Origin of the sequence: Streptomyces atriruber, assembly GCF_001418325.1 — a bacterium.
In the GTDB taxonomy this organism is placed as follows: domain Bacteria; phylum Actinomycetota; class Actinomycetes; order Streptomycetales; family Streptomycetaceae; genus Streptomyces; species Streptomyces atriruber.
On sequence record NZ_LIPN01000060.1, the window covers coordinates 58083 to 75011 of the forward strand.

General features: G+C 70.9%; 12 protein-coding genes. 8 read left to right on the forward strand and 4 right to left on the reverse strand.

Annotation, left to right across the window (positions count from 1 at the left end; all coding sequences use genetic code 11):
- The first annotated feature begins 400 nt into the window (after window positions 1–400).
- The 6 genes from AOK03_RS06885 to AOK03_RS06910 all read left to right on the forward strand — a co-directional run bounded on the left by AOK03_RS06885 (window position 401) and on the right by AOK03_RS06910 (window position 9661).
- The gene (locus AOK03_RS06885; RefSeq protein WP_063792434.1) at window positions 401–1612 is read left to right on the forward strand and encodes an FxsB family cyclophane-forming radical SAM/SPASM peptide maturase; all 1212 of its coding nucleotides are present in this window, start codon (window positions 401–403) and stop codon (window positions 1610–1612) included.
- Window positions 1609–2388, forward strand: a complete 780-nt coding sequence (locus AOK03_RS06890; protein WP_157868877.1) for a hypothetical protein — start codon at window positions 1609–1611, stop codon at window positions 2386–2388. Before AOK03_RS06885 ends, AOK03_RS06890 begins: the two co-directional genes overlap by 4 nt.
- Window positions 2389–2412: 24 nt before the next feature.
- A complete protein-coding gene (gene fxsT / locus AOK03_RS06895; RefSeq protein ID WP_055564275.1) occupies window positions 2413–6336 on the forward strand; it encodes an FxSxx-COOH system tetratricopeptide repeat protein in 3924 nt (1307 codons plus the stop codon).
- 28 nt (window positions 6337–6364) lie between these two features.
- Entirely contained in the window at window positions 6365–7192 is an 828-nt protein-coding gene (locus AOK03_RS06900; RefSeq protein WP_055564276.1) for a CpaE/TadZ family protein, read from the forward strand.
- On the forward strand, window positions 7189–8286 hold the full coding sequence (locus AOK03_RS42445; RefSeq protein WP_157868878.1) for a hypothetical protein: 1098 nt from the start codon (window positions 7189–7191) through the stop codon (window positions 8284–8286). Before AOK03_RS06900 ends, AOK03_RS42445 begins: the two co-directional genes overlap by 4 nt.
- Window positions 8287–8419: 133 nt before the next feature.
- Window positions 8420–9661, forward strand: a complete 1242-nt coding sequence (locus tag AOK03_RS06910) for a cation:proton antiporter family protein (protein WP_157868879.1) — start codon at window positions 8420–8422, stop codon at window positions 9659–9661.
- On the opposite strand, the gene AOK03_RS40575 is transcribed toward AOK03_RS06910, so the two are convergent.
- The 3 genes from AOK03_RS40575 to AOK03_RS06920 all read right to left on the reverse strand — a co-directional run bounded on the left by AOK03_RS40575 (window position 9590) and on the right by AOK03_RS06920 (window position 11749).
- Window positions 9590–9823 carry a helix-turn-helix domain-containing protein gene (locus AOK03_RS40575; protein WP_079074531.1) on the reverse strand — a complete coding sequence of 78 codons (234 nt, stop codon included), beginning with the start codon at window positions 9821–9823 and terminating at the stop codon, window positions 9590–9592. The genes AOK03_RS06910 and AOK03_RS40575 overlap by 72 nt on opposite strands.
- Window positions 9823–10371, reverse strand: coding sequence for a DUF2975 domain-containing protein (locus AOK03_RS06915; RefSeq protein ID WP_244177511.1), 549 nt, complete (start codon window positions 10369–10371; stop codon window positions 9823–9825). Before AOK03_RS06915 ends, AOK03_RS40575 begins: the two co-directional genes overlap by 1 nt.
- Window positions 10372–10819: 448 nt before the next feature.
- Window positions 10820–11749 (reverse strand): LysR family transcriptional regulator, encoded by a 930-nt coding sequence (locus AOK03_RS06920; RefSeq protein ID WP_055564280.1) that lies wholly within the window; start codon window positions 11747–11749, stop codon window positions 10820–10822.
- 189 nt (window positions 11750–11938) lie between these two features.
- On the opposite strand from AOK03_RS06920, the gene AOK03_RS06925 reads away from it, so the two are divergent.
- A complete protein-coding gene (locus tag AOK03_RS06925) occupies window positions 11939–12844 on the forward strand; it encodes an NmrA family NAD(P)-binding protein (protein ID WP_055564281.1) in 906 nt (301 codons plus the stop codon).
- A gap of 106 nt (window positions 12845–12950) precedes the next feature.
- Here the strand turns inward: AOK03_RS06925 and AOK03_RS06930 are convergent, their stop codons facing one another.
- On the reverse strand, window positions 12951–14615 hold the full coding sequence (locus tag AOK03_RS06930; protein ID WP_055564282.1) for an amidase family protein: 1665 nt from the start codon (window positions 14613–14615) through the stop codon (window positions 12951–12953).
- 552 nt (window positions 14616–15167) lie between these two features.
- Here AOK03_RS06930 and AOK03_RS06935 point away from each other — a divergent pair.
- Window positions 15168–16778 carry a class I adenylate-forming enzyme family protein gene (locus tag AOK03_RS06935; protein WP_244177509.1) on the forward strand — a complete coding sequence of 537 codons (1611 nt, stop codon included), beginning with the start codon at window positions 15168–15170 and terminating at the stop codon, window positions 16776–16778.
- Window positions 16779–16929 lie beyond the last annotated feature (151 nt).

Here is a 16929-nt window from a genome sequence, read left to right on the forward strand (position 1 = left end):
GGCTTACTTGGCCCCGGTCGATATACTCACAGGCATCTGGTGGGAGCGCTCGGTGAGCGCACCGACGCATTCACGCGCGGGGGGACGACCGGTCCGAGGATGCACGAGCCCCGGACTGTAGCAGGAGCCACACCATCCCCCTCAGCACCACATTCGTTCGACCGTGGAATGTTGGTCGGCCTCCGCTCGTCGCGGAGCCGGAGCAGTCGGGGGGGAGCCTGCGTTATGGGACGTGACGCGGCACAGCACACGGCACACGGAGTCGCGTTGTCCGCGGACAACGCGCCCCACGGCCCACCCGACTCCCTCGCCCTGAGCCGACTACCGCGCAGTGCGCTCGTCGAGGCCCTGCTGCGCAACGCCGGCCGAGCCGCCGGCCCCGTGCGGCCGAGGTGGGAAAGTGCGGTGTGAGACCGCACCCCGCGCCGCATCGCCACCCGACGAACCCGCGCCGACGTTCACGCAGTTCGTCGTAAAGCTGTACAGCCGCTGCAACTTCGGGTGCCCGGACTGCTACGTCTACGAGCACCGCGACCGCGGCTGGACCGAGCAACCCCTGGTCATGGGCCCCGCGGTGATGAGACGACTGTGCGGCAGAATCGCCGAACACCTGAGCCGCCATCGCCCGGTACGGGCCCAGGTCGTCCTGCACGGGGGCGAACCCCTGCTGGCCGGCCCCGCGATCCTGGAGCGCTTCGCCCGCCGCCTGCGCGCCGACTGCAAGGACCTCGCCACCCAGGTCGAACTGCTCGTCCAGACGAACGCCTCCCGGCTCGACCGGACCTTCCTGGAGATCTTCCGCCGCTACGGCGTCACGGTCGGCGTCAGCGTCGACGGCACCGCCGCGTCGCACGACCGGCGGCGCCCCGACCGGGCCGGCCGGGGCACGTACACCGAGGTGGCCCGCGCGCTGTCCCTGCTGCGCACGCCGCGCTACCGGTCCTTGTACGGCGGGCTGTTGTGCGTCGTGGACATCGACGCCGACCCCGTGGAGACGTACGAGGCGTTACTGGAACACGAGCCTCCGTGCGTCGACCTGCTGCTGCCGCACGCCACCTGGCAGTTCCCGCCGCCCCGGCCCCCAGGTGCGGACGAGGCGCCGTACGGCCGCTGGCTGGCCGCCGTGTTCGACCGCTGGTTCGACGCCCCCCGGCGGGAGACCTCGTTACGGCTGTTCGATTCGCTGCTCGACCTGCAGCTGGGCGGTACCAGCACCAGCGAGATGTGGGGTCCCTACGGCTCGGACGTCGTGGTGATCCAGCCGTCCGGGCTCATCGAGTACAACGACATCCTCAAGACGGTGAGTGCACGGGCCGCCCGGTCCGTACTGCACATCGGGGCCCATGACTTCGACCGTGCGGCCGCCGACCCGGGGTTCGCCGCCGAGCGTGCCGGGCTGAGCGGGCTCTGCGCGCAGTGCCGGTCCTGTCCGGTCGTCGACATCTGCGGTGGCGGTCTGCGTGCCCACCGCCACCGCCCGGACAACGGCTTCGACAATCCGTCGTGCTTCTGTGCGGATCTGAGGTTCCTCATCGACCATGTACGGGAGCGGCTGGCGCACGGGGTCAGCACGCTGCGCACGCGCCTTGACCGAGAGGGGTGGAGCGCATGACCGCGCACCGCAGTCCAGACGCTCCCTACTACTACATCAGCCACGCCCTGCCGACGCCGTCGGACCCCTGGCTGCGGGCGTTCCACAGCGACGTCCAGGCCGAGATGCACCGCCGCCTGGGACCCGGCACCGGTCACACGGGCCTGCTGTCGGACCCCTCCCGAGAACCCGTGGAGGCGGACGGCGCGGAGCTGACGCCCGCCATGCGCTGCCGAACGCTGCTCGTCCTGCTCACCGAGCGCTACTACAAGGAGCCGCGCAGCCTGCGCGATCTGGAGGTGTTCCGCCGACGGCTGCTGTGGGGACAGCACCAGACCGGGGAGCGGTCACCCGCCCTGGTGCTGGTGCCGTGGAACACCCAGGGGCTGCCGCGGCGCCGGGAACCCGACACCCTGGCCGTGCCTGTCGGCGACTACACGAGGTCCGGCCTCGGCGGACTCGTAGGGGCCCCGCACGCCCGAGGCGGCTATCTGAAGGTGCTGCGGGCGGTGGTCGAACGAATCCTCACCGGTGCCCGTCACTCGCCCCCCGTGATGATGCCCGAAGACCTGTACTTCACTGTTTCCCCAGGCGTTCCTGGAATGCCGAGAATTCCGCTCTCAGCCAGGAAATTCCTAGATAGGAAGTTCGCTCCGGTGCGGGTACCGTGGCAGCCAACGCACGCTGCACCACCGTCCCGCCCTGCCGAAGCATGGTGGGAGGCAGCCCCTCACCGTTCCTGGTTCTCCACTCCGGAGAGCGACGAACGGCCCATCCTCCGGGGGCCTCACAGCTGACGCACCCACGCTGGAGCGACATCGATGAGCAGTGCCGAGCCGTCCGGTTCCGTACGTGGTGAGAACCAGGCGACCGTCGTCACCTTCTACTCGTACAAGGGCGGAGTCGGCCGGACCATGGCGATGGCCAACGTCGCCTGGCTGCTGGCCGACGCGGGACACCGTGTCCTCGTCATCGACTGGGACCTGGAGTCACCCGGGCTGCACCGGTACCTGCGCCCCTTCCTGCGCGACCCCGAACTGACCGACTCCACCGGTGTGGTGGAGATGGTCCAGGACTACGGCCGCGCCGTCGAGGCCCTGGCGGCCGAGGACCTCCCCGACACCGAGAAGGAGGCCAGGCTGGCGGAGTTGCTCGTGCGGCACACGCAGGTGGGCATGCACACCGACCCGCTCGCCTACCGCTTCACGAGCCCCGCGGGCAGGATCGACTTCCTCGGCCCGGGCTGCCAGGACGGTCTCTACGGCCGGCGAGTCGCGACCTTCGACTGGGCCCGGTTCTACCTGGAGCAGAGCGGACGGCTCTTCGCGGAGGCGCTGCGGGAGAGCCTGCGCGCCGATGGCTACGACTACGTGCTCATCGACAGCCGCACCGGTCACTCGGACAACGCGAGCCTGTGCACGCTCCTCCTGCCCGACGTGGTCGTCGTCGGCTTCAACTCCAGCAACCAGTCCATCGAGGGATCCGCCGCCGTCGCCCGTCAGGTGCGGGAGCAGTCCGGGGGCCGGATCAGGGTCCTGCCGGTCCCGATGCGCGTGGACCGCTCCCATCCGGAGCAGGCCGAACGCCGCCTGTCCCGCGCGAGGGATCAGTTCGCCGGCGTTGCCAGTCCGATCCTGCTCACCAATGAGGAGCAGTACTGGCGCGAGGTCGAGGTGGCCCACGTGCCGAGCGTCGCGTACGAGGAAGTCCTCATCCCCTTCGTGCTGCAGAACTACGAACCCTCGCTCCAGAAGCAGGCCTACGAGCGTCTCGGCCAGGAGATCAGCGGCGACGCCGAGCTGCGCTTCGCCCCCATCGCGGCCCACGTCCGCGAGAACTACGCCGAGGCGTTCGCCGAGGTGCCGGCGGCCGCACGTGCCGTACTCCTCGTTTTCGAGCCGCAGGAGCGCCGGTGGGCGGACTGGATCCGTGCCGAGCTCTTCGCGAACGGGGTGATGTGCGAGTTCGACCGCGGATCCGGTGAGCGGGCCGCCCGGGGCGACACGATGGTCACCTACCTGGTCCTGATGTCCTCCGTCATGGTCGGCTCCTCCCGCCTCACCGGTCTGACGGCACACCTGAATCCGGACGGGCTCATCGGCCGGCGGAAGGTCGACGTGGCCTGGCTCGAGGACGTCGAGGTGCATCCGCCGTTCCGGGGCAGGCCGGGCCCCAAGCTGTACACGCTCGAGGAGGAACCGGCGCGCAACGCCCTCCTGACGCACTTCCTCCCCGGCGACCGTCGCGGTGTCCCGTGGGCGGACCGGTCCGGACACGGGCCGCGGTTCCCCGGCCGGCACCCCCAGGTCTCGCACGTCCCGCCCCTCCGCCGGGGGGAGTTCCTGGGCCGGGAGGACTGTCTGCAACAGGTGCGGAACGCGCTGCCCCCCGGCCAGGCTGCGAGGAGGCCGGTCGTGCTGCACGGCCCGCCCGGGGTGGGCAAGCGGACGTACGCCCTGGAGTACCTGAACCGGTTCCGGGCCGACTACGACATCGTTTGGTGGATGCCGGCCGACAGCTCCGAGAACGTCGTGCGGGAACTGGTGCTGCTGAGCGAGCAAGTGGGTGCCTCCCGGCGCGCGTCGCCCCGGGCCGTGGACGCGCTGCGCGAGCTCCTGGAGGGCAGGCACGGCGGACCCGAGCGGCTGCTCCTCGTCTACGAGGACGCCCGGCACCCCGATGAGATCGAGAGCCTGCTCTTCACCAGCAACCGGGTGCACACGCTGATCACGTCCGAGAACCCGGACTGGGGCACGCTGGCCCACCCGATCTGCATCGAGCCGCCCTCCGCCGAGGAGGCCGTACGGTACCTGCGGCGCAAGGCGCCCCAGCTGACCCGCGAACTCGCCGGGCAGTTGGTGGACCTGGGAGAGCCGCTGCCGCAGCTCCTCGACCAGATGGCCGCGTACCTGCAGAACACCGCGCGCCCGCCGGAGGCGGCGGTGGCCGAGTTCGTGCAGGAAGTCGGCAACCGGCAGGCCCTGGGCCTGGAGCTCCCCTCGGCGGTGTGGCAGAGCGTCGTCGAGGACCTGGGCAAGGAGCGCCCGGCCTCGCTCGACCTGCTGAGGATGCTGACGGCCCTGTCGCCGGAAGGCGCGGGCTGGGATCTGCTGGAGTCGCAGGCCTCCCTGGAGTTCCTCGGGCTGCCCGCGGGCGTGGAGGGCCGACGACAGCTCGGCTATGCGGCCCGCGGACTGCTCAGCAGGTCCCAGGCGCGTCGCGGCCAGGACGGCAGACAGCTGACGGCGTCCCGGATGATCCTCGCGGCGCAGCTCAGGGAGCTGGAGCCGACGGAGGCGGCGGAGATCGCCGCCGGTGTCCGTCGCGTTCTGGCCGCCTACGCGCCCCCGGACGACCGGGTCGACGACCAGGACATGTACCCGCGCTACGCGGAGCTCGACCTCCACGTCGAGCCGTCGGGAGCGATGCGGGACGACAGCCCGGAGGTGCGCCGCTGGCTGGTCAACCAGGTGCGCTACCGGCGCCGCACCCAGTGCCTGGACGCCGCGTTCACCCTGGCCCAGCGGCTGGAGGAGGCGTGGACCGCCGAGGCGGCCCTCGATGACGAGCGGCGGCTCCTCCTGCTGCGCCTGCGGGTGGAACTGGCCAACATCCACACCGATGCCGGACGGTATCCGGAGGCCAACCGGGTCAACGGCGCGGCGCTGGGGGAGCTGCGCAGGCTGCAGGATCTGGACGGCGAGTTCGCGTTGCGCAGCGCGCTCGGCCGGGGCGGTGAGCTGCGGGCCCTGGGCCGCCCGCAGGACGCGCTCGCCGAGGACCTGTCCGTGGAGGACATCCTGCGCTCCAAGTACGGCCCGGAGAATCACTTCACCCTCATGGCGGGCAGCAACCTCGGGCTCTCGCTGGACATGGTCGGCCTGCCGAACGACTCCCTGGAGCAGCACAAGGAGGTTCACGAGCGGCGGGTGCGGGTGCTCAGCGAACAGCACGAGCTGACCCTGCGCAGCTCCGTGCACGTGGCCAGCAGGCTGCGCGAGATCGGTCGATACGACGACTCGCTGACCCGGCTGCAGGAGATCTACCGGCACACCCAGGAGAACGACGGGCTCGGCTGGGCCCATATGACGACGCTCCTCACGGCCTGCTCGCTGGCCTCGACGCTGCGCCACATCGCCACGTTGTCCCCGGGGCTGTCCTCGCGGACCCGGCGGGAGAACGCGGACTCCGCCCGCATGCTGAACACACGGGCGCGGGACGCCTTCGTGGTCTACGGCGGCTCGCGACACCCCGAGGCCCTGGTCTCGGGCGTGGGACTCGCGGCCGACCTGCGGTTCCTTGGCCGGATCGACGGGGCCCACGGGGCGAGGGCGCTGGCGGAGGAGCATCTCGCGGCGTTCCGTGAGTGGGGAGAGGACCATCTCTTCACCCGCATCTGCGAGGTGAACCTCGCCCTGGTCCTGCGCGACGCGGAGGACGAGACCGCCGCCGAACTCAGCGAGCGGGGTCTGCGCGGCCTCAAGCAGATCCTCTACGTGGACCCGCATCATCCGCTGATCCTGACCGCGTCCCTGTGCCACGCCAACATGCTCGTCTTCGCGGGCGATTCACGGGCGGCGCGGGAGCTCGACGAGGTGACGCACCAGGGCCTGCTGGAGAAGTTCGGCCCCGACCATCCCCTCACACTGACCGTGGCCGCGCATCTGGGGCTGCGGGCGGACGCCGGGGGCCACGCGAGTCCGGACAACCGGATCAGCATCGAACTGGACGTACCGAAGATCTGAGCGAACAGCACGAAGCAAGGAGGATCCGATGGCGCATCCGTGGACGGGGTCGATCGGCGTCCCGCACGCGGTGGCGGTGCTCTCCACGGCACGCGGCTGCGGCGCGACGCTGCTGACGGCCGCGGCCGGCCTGCTCGTCGACGACGCGGTGGGGCGCGTCGGGCAGACGGTGGTGCTGATGGACGCAGACACCGACTGCGGTGGCCTGACCGACCTGACCCGGTACTGGAACGCCACCTCCGCGGCCGGGGTCGACGGCCTCCGCGGATTCGCCGAGGACCCCATCGATCTGGCCAACCGCTCCGTGCACGGCTACCTGCGGCACGTGCACACCGGAGACGCGCGGCGCCAGGACATGGCCGTGTTCCCCCTGGGCCCCGGGGACAAGCCGGGCGAACACCTGCCGACCAACGGGACGCTCCAGGAGACCGTCGGTGCCGCGGTCGAACGGCTGATGGAACTTCAGGGCTGTCTGTTCGTCGACTGCGGTGTGGTCCGCACCCCGGTCACGCTCGAGGTGTGCCGACGGGTCCAGCACATCATCCTGGTCGGGCAGTCGGAGCCGACGAGCGACGTGGAGACCGCCGAGTTCATGACGTGGCTGACGGAGCGCGGCCTGCGCGAAAAGATTCTGGGGTGGGTGTGCAACGACCCGAACGGCGCGCGGTCCGGGACGGTCGAATCCGCGGGAGTCCCTCCCGCGCTGATGCAACTGCCGTACGACCGGGGCGGCGCGGCCAGGATCGCCCAGGGACGGCTGCCGGGCCCCGGCAGTCCGCTGGTCCGGGCATTGCGCGAGCAGATGCTGGCGCTGTGGCCGGACGTCCTCAACGACGGGGCCATGGGGGCGAGATGAGCGATGACAGGAACGTGCCGGGCGCGGGGACGGGGATCCCGGATCCCCGACGTGCGGGGTCGGCCCCCGCACCACCGGAGCGGCGAGCGCCCGACCGGCCGCCGGAAGTGCGCCGCGCGACGCATGTGACCGACGACAGCGACGCGTTCGTCGACCTGTGCGCGAATGCGCTCAGCGAGACCGGGCTCCATCACGTGGCCCAGTACCGCTGGGGCGTCTTCGGCTACTCGGTGGACATCCTGGACCGGCTGCCCGAGGCCCAGGGCAGTGGGTTCGGCGGGCCGGGAGGCAAGGAACAGGACGCCAGGCGCGAACGGTTCGTGCGCCTCGGACGTCAACTGCACTACGTCCTGGGCCGGATGGACCACGTGCTGCGCTCGGTCGACAGCGGCAAGCTCATCCGCAGCGTGCTCCAGGTCGGTGACGGCGCCGTCTTCCACTACTACTTCCGTGCGGACGACTGTCTGACCGGGGTCTCGCTGGGCGCCGACACCGTGGACGCGGGCGACCGCGCCATGGCCGAACTGGTCGGATCCTTCCGCCGCGAGATCGGCCTGCCCCCGATGAATCCGGGCGGCTTCGAATCGGAATCGTCGCTGCCGGTGGTCGAGCGGACGAACTGGAAGGAGCCCCACCGCGTCGTGGAGGGGTACTGGGGGACGACGGAACCCGAGCTGCTCGAGCGTTGCGCCGAGTCTGTCTCGCCCCACGGGCTGCACTACGCCGGATACGTCGCTCCGGGCACCGGCCGGCTCAGCGCCGACGTCTTCAACGACCCGGAACTGTCCCGCTTCTTCGGCGGCGGTCTCACCCGGGACGAGCGGCGCACCCGCTACACGGAGCTGGGAGAGCGTCTGCACTACGTCGTGGCACGGCTCAATCAGTCCTTGCGCGCGGTGATGCCCGGCCGACTCTCACGGGTCGTCCTTGACGTCGAGGAAGGAGCCCTGTTCTATGTCGACCGGCCCGAGGACCACTTCCTGCTCGGCGTCACCCTCGACCAGAGCCAAGTGGCGCGGGCCGACCGGCGGATGAACGGTCTGGTGCACCTCGTATCCGACGTGATCGGACAGGAACCGGACGACAAGCTCTGAACTCCGAAACCGTGGGTGACCATTCACTCGCACGGGTACAGCGCTGGTACGAACCGCGGGCATTCGGTCCCGGCGCGCGCTCCACTGCTGGGATGCTCATCGCCGTAGGCAGTCGGCCGGACGGGAGCGGGGCATGGCAAGGACGCTGAGAGCGGCGTGCCACCTGTGGATCATGCTCGCCGTCCTCGGTTTCGGGTGGGCGCTCTCGACCGTCACGGGCACCGACCTCCTGACCGACTCCGCGGCCTACCCGGTGACCGTGTCGCTGCTCCTCGCCGTCGGACTGTACGGCTCGACATCCGGCATCGACCTCGCCGAGGCACGCGACGATCTGCGCACGCTGCTCCTCGCGGTCACCGTCGGTGTGCTCGCCAAGGCCGCACTGATCGTGCCGGTGCTGTGGTTCGCGGTCAGAGAACCCGCGTACCTGATTCTGGCGATCGCGGTCGCCCAGATCGACCCGCTCTCGGTGGCGGCCCTGCGCTCGCGCAGCCGTATGTCGGAGCGGGGCAAGACCGTGCTGTCCGTCTGGTCGTCCTTCGACGACCCGGTCACCGTTCTGCTCACGGCCTATCTGGCCCCGGTGGCGCTGAGCGCGCTGAACGGTGCGAAGGACTCCTCCGCGCTGCCGGTCACGCCGGACGCGTACGCCTTCACGATGCTGGGGAACGTGGCCTTGGTGGCTATGGCCGGGCTCGCCTGGTTCCTGCTGCGACCACGGCCGCGAACGCAGCGGTGGGGAGACGGGAAAGCGGCTCTGCTGCGCGCCTCCGTGAGCCTTCTCGTGCTCGGCGGTGTCCTCGTCGCGGCCACGGCGTACGGCCTGATGCTCGGCGTGGCGATCGTCGGCCTGTTCTACCGGCCGCCCCTGCTGCTGCCGGTGATCGGCCCGGTGCTGACCACCGCGTACTACCTGGCGCTGGTGGCTCTCGGGCTGTTGCTCGTCGACGGTGTCGAGCCGGGGCCCGGGATCGCCCTGGGGGCCGCCGCCTTCGGCGCGCAGATGGTCGTCGGATGGCTCATTGCCCGGAACCTGGACCGTTCCGACCGGGTCTCCTTGGCGCTGGGCCAGCAGAACGGAGTGACGGCGGTCGTCCTCGCCCTGTCCCTCCAGCCGGCCTTCCCGCGCACGGTGGCGATCGTCGCGCCCGCCGTCGTCACCGTCAACGTCGTGCACTTCCTGACGAACGAGCTGTGGAACCGTCGGCAGCTCACGAGGTCAGCCCCATCGCCCCCGTCCGGTGTCGGTTCTGGCGTCCGCCTGGCGGCAGCCGACGGCCCGTCGCCGCCGGTCACCCCCGGGTCAGGCCCGCCCCTCGGCGTCATGTGTGATCAGATCCCCCGGCTGGCACCCGAGGACCTCGCAGATCCGTGACAGGGTCGAGAAGCGGATGGCCTTGGCCCGTCCGTTCTTGAGCACGGACAGGTTGACGACGGTGATCCCCACCTTCTCCGACAGTTCGGTGAGCGTCATGCCGCGCTCGGCCAGGAGTCGGTCCAGGTGGATCCGGATCGAGTGAAGTTCCTCTTCGGGCATCAGATGGTCCCTTCGAGATCCTCTCGCATGCGTACGCCCTCGCGCATGATCTTTCCCATGATCACGGCGGCGAGACCGGCGAGGACGAGTGCCTGCGGCCCGGCGACCGTCGGGTCCGAACCCACGATCGGCGCCATGCTCCCGACTAGCCAGGAGTGCGACCAGCCGACGACGAGACCGGCGATCGGTGTGCCCAGGGTGACGAACCAGCCGAGGGCGGAGAGCCGTCGCGACACCACATCGGTGAACGGCCCTTGCAACAGGACGCCCTTGAGCAGCCGGGAGAAGAGCAGCAGCGTCAGGGCGCCGAACAGCAGCCAGGGCAGTCCGCCCCCGAGGTCGGCGGCGCGCTGTCCCACGGACGGACCATCCTGGCAGAGGCGGGCGGCACTGCTGCTGGCGTCCACGCCCTTGTTGATCGGCAAGGGGGCCTCCGTCGCCAGCGAGGCGTTGTGCCAGAAGTCCGTCTCCACGCAGACCGCCCCGTCGTCGAGCATGTGCGTGACCGCCGTGCCGACGAAGGCGAGCCCGCTGAGCACCGCCAGCATGAAGGTCACTGATGCCAGGGCCCTGGTAAGTCGCGTGTTCACTGCATCCCATCCCATCGTTTATCGATATGCCTCAGGCTAGAGGAGCATATCGATAAACGACAAGTCCGTGAGGTCGTGAGTCCGCGAGCGGGGCGGGAGGCGTCGGTGTGCCCGAGGTGCGGTCGGCGGCTGGTGGGTGCCAGGGCAGGAGGCTGCGGCCGGTGTCGTGGAGGTGCTGCGCGCGGCTGTCGGCGGCGTGCCGTTCGAGGGTTCCCGTCAGTCCTTGCAGGGCGCGCCCAACACCGCCTGGTTCGGCGGCCGGGCTGGTGCTCTCCGCTTCGAGCACGGAGGCCTCATGGGCGATCTGGTCCCGGCGCTCATCGCTGATGCCGCCCCGTGGTGCGGCCGCGAGGGCCTGGCGGGCGAGGTCCGCGAACCGGGAGGGGGCGAAACCGAAGGTGTTGTTCTACGTGTTGCCGGAGCCGACCTGAGCCGTGCCGCCGTGGATGTTCGTGGTGTACGTCGGGTGGTGGCGTGCGGCGGCCGCTGCGACCGCGGCGCGCACGAAGGCGGCGACGGCCGGCGACCGCGCGTCCTGGGGCCAGGCGACGGCCAGCGTGGCGTCCGGCAGATCGTCGACCGGTCGATAGGCGATCTCGGGTCGCGGGTAGCGTCGGGCCACCGAGGCCGACGCGAAGAACACGACGTTGCCCGTCTCGACGAGGCTGAAGATTTCCGACAGGTTCGAGGCCTGCCGCGCCCCCGACCCGGACCAAGGCGCGAGGGGGCGGCCGTTGCGGGCCGGGGAGCCGTCGGGGAGCTTGCGGTCGGCCAGGTCGGCGAGGCGTAGCCGAGGCCGGGCGGCCAGCGGGTCGGCAGCGGCCACGGCGAGCAGGACCGGTTCGGTCAGCATCGGCTCGCTGTCCAGGCCTCGGTCGTCGAAGGGGAGCTGCACGAGTGCCACGTCGGCGAGGCCGTCGCGAAGGGCCTGCGGCTGCTCGCCGAACCCTCCGAGCAGCAACTCCGTCGGCAGGGCGGCACGTTCGGTGCCATAGGCGTCCAGGATCTGCGGCAGCAGGCCGCCGTCGATGTCGGCCTTGAGCGCGACCCGCAGCCGCGGCGACGCGCTGCCCGCCTGCCGGGCCCGCCGGGCTGCGGCGGTGACCGCCTCAAGGGCGGTCCGGGCGTCGCGCAGCAGGACGTCCCCGGCCGGGGTCAGCTTCACCTGCCGGGTGGTCCGCTGGAACAGCTCGACACCGAGCTGCCGTTCCAGGACCCGGATCGCACGGGACAGCGGGGGCTGCGCCATGCCCAGCCGGGTGGCGGCGCGCCCGAAGTGCAGTTCCTCCGCGACCGCGACGAAGTACCGGAGCTGCCGCACCTCCAGGTCATCCATACCGCCAGGGTATCAATGGCGACCGAGACGGTCCTTCACCTGCGCTGTTGCGCCCGGTTGACTCGGCAGCATCCGGCGACGCCCGCTGAGGCCCCGTCGTCGGCTCTCTCCCACCTCTCTCTCGGCGCTCTCTCAGCTTTCTCTGAGTCTCTCTCGGCTCTCTTCCAACTCTCTTTCACGGAGGCACTCGTGATCGTCGTCACCACACCGACCGGCGCCATCGGCCGACAAGTCCTGGACCGGATCCTGGACAGCGGCCAGGCGGTCCGGGTGATCGCCCGCGACCCTTCGCGGCTGTCGGCCCGTGTGCACGCCCACGCCGAGGTGGTGGCGGGCTCCCACGGCGACGCCGACACCATCATGAAGGCGCTCGATGGCGCCGACCGCATGTTCTGGCTCGTGCCCCCGGCCGGGCTGGACCACGCCGACAGCGCCAGGCGCTACTACTTGGAGTTCACCGGGGCTGCCTGCCGGACGGCCGCGAGCCGGGGTGTGCGGGTAGTGGGCGTCACGTCCCTCGGCCACGGGTACCGGGGCGAGGCCGGGCTCCTGTCGGCCGCGCTGGCGATGGATGAGCTGTTCGAGAGTGCCGGTGTGCACTATCGGGCGCTGGCCCTGCCGTTCTTCATGGAGAACCTGCTCCATCAGGCCAGGGCGATGGGAGAGCGGGGGACGTTCGTCCTGGCGAACGCCGCGGACCGGCCGCTGCCGACCGTCGCCACACGGGACGTCGCCGCCGCGGCGGCAGCGCTCCTCCTCGGCACCGGCTGGACCGGCCGGGCCCGTGTCCCTCTGGTCGGCCCCGACCGCCTGACGCCCGATGCCATGGCCGAGGTCATCTCCGACACCCTGGACCGTGCGGTCCATTACCGCCGGATCCCGCTCGCGGACCACCGGTCCGCGATGGTGCGGCGCGGCGCGAGTCCGGCGACGGCGCAGGACTTCGTGGACATGGTCGAGGCGCAGAACGACGGGATCTACGACGCCGAACTCCGCGACCTGGGCTCTGTCACCGGCACAGGAGCTGACACCGGCACCGGCACCGGCTTCCGCGCGTGGTGCCAGGACACACTCGTACCGGCTGCACGGTCCTGACACCACGCCGGTCGGCTGGGTTGGGGCGGTAGGGGTGCCGGATCGACTGTTTCACCGGCACCTCCGGCACCTCCGGCACCCCACCCACGGGATCAGCGCCCCGTACTCACCGCGTCGCGCCGCCCCCCGTCGTAGGCAGGTAGCGCGGGGCCCGCCACGCCTTCAGGCGCTGCTCCACCGAGGCGCCCAGCGACAGCAGTTGGGCGTCCTGGTGGTTGCCGGCCATCAGGAGCAGGCCGACCGGCAGCTCGCCCACGGAACCCGCGGGAACCGAGAGGGAGGGGTATCCGGAGACCGCCGCGGGGGTGGAGGAGGGGATGACGTCGTTGTCGCCGCGTGCGCAGTCCGTCGTCCAGGCGGGCGGATTCGTGGGCGCGGCGATGGCGTCCAGGTCGTGGGTGGCCATCGTCTCGTCCAGGGAGCGCTGGGAGAGGTCCTTCAACTCGGCCCGCATCGCGCGGTACTTGGGGTCAGTGGTCGGCGGCGCGGCGAGCGCCTGCTCGAAGAGCTCCTGACCGGCGAAGCAGCTCTGCTCCTCGGGGTGGGTGCGGTTGAACTCGACCAGTTCGGCGAGCGTCCGCGGACCCTTGCGCGTCGCGAGGTACGCGTCGATGTCCCGGTGGAACTCGCTGAGCAGCGCCGGGAATTCGAGCTCGGCGAGCCGCGCCTGGTAGGGGGGCGTCACCTCCACGACCACGGCTCCCGCCTTGCGCAGCTTCTTGGCGGTGCTCGTCATCAGCGCGTCCACGTCGGTGCCGAGTGAGGGCAGGCGCCACAGCCCGATCCGCTTGCCGCGCAGACCGGTTCCGTGGTCCGCCGCGCCCGGACGGCTGTGGAGGCCGGGGAAACCCGGCAGGCCCTGAAGGCCGTCGCCCGGTTGGGCGCCGCCACGCGAGCCCTTGCCGCCGCCGTCGCCATCGCCATCGCTCAGCACCGACAGCGCGAGCGCGGTGTCGGTCACATTGCGCGCCATGGGTCCGGCGGTGTCCTGCTCGGCGGAGATCGGAACGACGCCCGACTGGCTGACGAGACCGAGGCTGGGCTTGTGCCCGACGACGCCGTTCATCCCGGCCGGACACACGATGGAACCGTCCGTCTCGGTGCCGATCGCCACCTGCGCCAGCGACGCGGCCAGCGCGGCCGCGGAACCGGACGACGATCCGCACGGATTCCGGTCGAGGACGTAGGGGTTGTTGGTCTGACCGCCCACCGCCGACCATCCCGATGTCGGTTTCGCCGCACGGAAGTTGGCCCACTCGGACAGGTTGGTCTTGCCGAGGATCACCGCCCCCGCCTTGCGCAGCCGGGTCACGAGCACGGCATCGGTGCCGGGCGGGCTCCCGGCGAGCGCGAGCGACCCGGCCGTCGTCGGCATGTCGCGGGTGTTCACGTTGTCCTTGAGCAGGACGGGGATGCCGTCCAGCGGCCCGAGGGACTTGCCCTGCCGGTGCCTGGCATCGCTGGCGGCCGCCTCGCGCAGGGCCGTCGGGCTGGTGCGCAGCACCGCGTGGATCTTGGGGTCGACCTTCTCGATGCGCCGCAGGTAGGCCCGGGTCAGCGCCTCCGAGGTCAGCGCACCCTTGGCCATGCGCGCCTGTAACTCCGGGATGGTCACGGTGTCGAGGTCGACCCCGGGCAGCCGTGCCGACCTGGGCGGCGACGCGCTGTCGGCGCCGTGCTCGGCGGCCTGCGCACCCGTACTCGGTACGCCCGTCAGAAGGGACCCCGCGACAAGGGCGGCGGTCATCGTGGCAATGCTTCTCTTCCCCATGCGGATCAGCGCACTACAAGGGCACCATCCGACGCAAGGGGTACGAGGTGTCCGCGACGTGAATCGACACGGGCCGTGGACCACGGTCACGCGATCCGGTTGCCCCGACGTGCAACGCGCGAGGCGCGACGTGTGACGTATCGAAGGAGCGCCGGGGCCGCGCACCGAACAGGTCATAGTGCGTGGACGAAGGCTCAGCTCGGAAGGCATACGCAAAAGCACAGCTCTCAGTGAACACGCGGAGGCATGAACGTGTGACGAGTGGGTGACGGGCCCCCAGGTCTGACCTGCATCGAGGACCTGCCGGACGCGGCGGTACGAAGCGACGCGCAGTGGCCCCGTGCTCGGTGGTCGAGACGGGAGGGGCCCTACGGAGGCCCGGCGAGGTCCGGAGGGGCAGCATTCCTTGCCCCCCGAGCCACCTCACACTGCTCACATAGCACACCGAGAGCTGATGACCGCCATAAAACGGGGCATAGCGCGTTGCCGGTGGATGGCCGAAGGTCCCCCCTGTGCCGCCGCGACCACCGAGCCGCGTGTTTGCATGTGTCCATGATCGTTAATGCACAGCAAACATCCGAGCCGCGGACGTACGTGGACCGCATCCTGGAGCAGTGGCACGAGGACGAGGGTGCCGAGGCGCTCGTCCAGGGTGCGCAGCGACTGACCCGGGGAGAGGCTCGGCAACGGCTGTTCGGTCTGGGGCAGGCGCTGCGTCGACAAGGGCTCGAACCCGGCGACGGAGTGGGATTGTTCCTGGCGAACCGCGTGGACTCCGTTCTGGTGCAGCTCGCGGTCCATCTCATCGGCTGTCGTGTCGTGTTCCTGCCGCCGGAGCCGGGCCCCGGCGAACTCGCCGCGCTGGTCGAGCAGTCGAAGGCGCGCGCCGTGATCACCGACCCGCTCTTCGCGGACCGGGCCGCCGACGCGGCAGGCCGCAGTGTCCACGCGCCCGTACTGCTCAGCCTCGGGCCCTGCGAGGAACAGTGCGCGGACCTGCTGGCCCTGGAGGCCGAGTGCCCGACGGTACGCCCCGACGGCATACCTGCCCCGGCAGCGGACGAGCCCGTCACCGTTCTCTACACCGGCGGCACCCTGGGCCGCCCCAAGCTCGCCGCGCACAGCCACCGGCTCTACGACACGCTCATGGGCCTGGCGGAGGACACCCCGCAGGACGACTCCCGCACCAGTTTCTTCCCGACCATGGCTCCGGGCACGGACCGCGTGCTGGTCTCCACGCTGCTCACCCACGGCAGCGGTCACCTCACCTCGATCCAGGCACTGGTGACCGGGGCACCCCTCGTCGTACTGCCCGAGTTCGAGCCGGGCGCGGCGCTGACGGTGCTGCGTGAGGAGCGCATCACCGCCACGATGTTCGTACCGCCCATGCTGTACGCGCTTCTCGACCACCCGGAGTGCGTGCCCGGCGCCCTCCCCGAGCTGCGGCGGGTCGTCGTCGGCGGCGCGGCCTCGTCGCCCAGCCGACTGCAGCAGACGGTCGATGTCCTCGGGCCCGTGCTCAGCCAGGGATACGGACAGTCGGAGGCGCTCGGCATCGCCGCGTTCGGCGCGGACGACCTCGCCTCGGAAGGGGCCCGGCGACCCGAGCTCTGGCGCAGCTGCGGTCGCGCGATCACCGACACCCGGATCGAGATCCGCGGCGAGGACGGCACGGCGGCGCTGCCCGTCAGGCAGGTCGGCGAGGTGTGCGTCCGGGGCGAGACGGTGATGCTCGGCTACTACGAGGATCCGGAGCGCACCGCGGAAGCGATGCACGACGGCTGGCTGCGCACCGGGGACATGGGCTACCTCGACGAGGAGGGGTACCTCTATCTCGTCGACCGGGCCAAGGACATCATCGTCACCGGCAGCACCAGCGACAACGTCTACTCCCGGGTCCTGGAGGACTTCCTCCTCACGCTCCCCGGCGTGCGCAACGCGGCGGCGCTCGGCGTGCCGGACGAGGAGTTCGGTGAGGCCGTACAGATCTTCCTGGCCACCGCCGAGGGCACGGACGTCGACCCGGACGCGGTGGGCGCGGCGGTGACCGCCGAGCTGGGAGACCTGTACACGCCCCGGAAGACGATCCTGCTCGACCAGCTGCCGACGACGAAGGTCGGCAAGGTGGACAAGAAGGCGCTGCGCGCGGCGTGGGCGAGCTGACCGCGCGCTAGAGAGCTCGAGAGACGGACGGCGGCCATAGGTCGTGACCGGAGCGGGCACGGCAGCCCACGGGGGAAGCGGGGGAGGGGCTGCCGTGCTGGTCGACGACCAGGGCGCGCCGGAGCCCAGGAGGGCCGCTGGAGTGAACGAC

Coding starts and splice junctions, on each gene's coding strand:
- AOK03_RS06890 (WP_157868877.1), top strand. CDS start 1,609: ATGACCGCGCACCGCAGTCCAGACGCTCCCTACTACTACATCAGCCAC.
- fxsT (WP_055564275.1), top strand. CDS start 2,413: ATGAGCAGTGCCGAGCCGTCCGGTTCCGTACGTGGTGAGAACCAGGCG.
- AOK03_RS06900 (WP_055564276.1), top strand. CDS start 6,365: ATGGCGCATCCGTGGACGGGGTCGATCGGCGTCCCGCACGCGGTGGCG.
- AOK03_RS42445 (WP_157868878.1), top strand. CDS start 7,189: ATGAGCGATGACAGGAACGTGCCGGGCGCGGGGACGGGGATCCCGGAT.
- AOK03_RS06910 (WP_157868879.1), top strand. CDS start 8,420: ATGGCAAGGACGCTGAGAGCGGCGTGCCACCTGTGGATCATGCTCGCC.
- AOK03_RS40575 (WP_079074531.1), bottom strand. CDS start 9,823: ATGCCCGAAGAGGAACTTCACTCGATCCGGATCCACCTGGACCGACTC.
- AOK03_RS06915 (WP_244177511.1), bottom strand. CDS start 10,371: ATGCTGGCGGTGCTCAGCGGGCTCGCCTTCGTCGGCACGGCGGTCACG.
- AOK03_RS06920 (WP_055564280.1), bottom strand. CDS start 11,749: ATGGATGACCTGGAGGTGCGGCAGCTCCGGTACTTCGTCGCGGTCGCG.
- AOK03_RS06930 (WP_055564282.1), bottom strand. CDS start 14,615: ATGGGGAAGAGAAGCATTGCCACGATGACCGCCGCCCTTGTCGCGGGG.
- AOK03_RS06935 (WP_244177509.1), top strand. CDS start 15,168: ATGATCGTTAATGCACAGCAAACATCCGAGCCGCGGACGTACGTGGAC.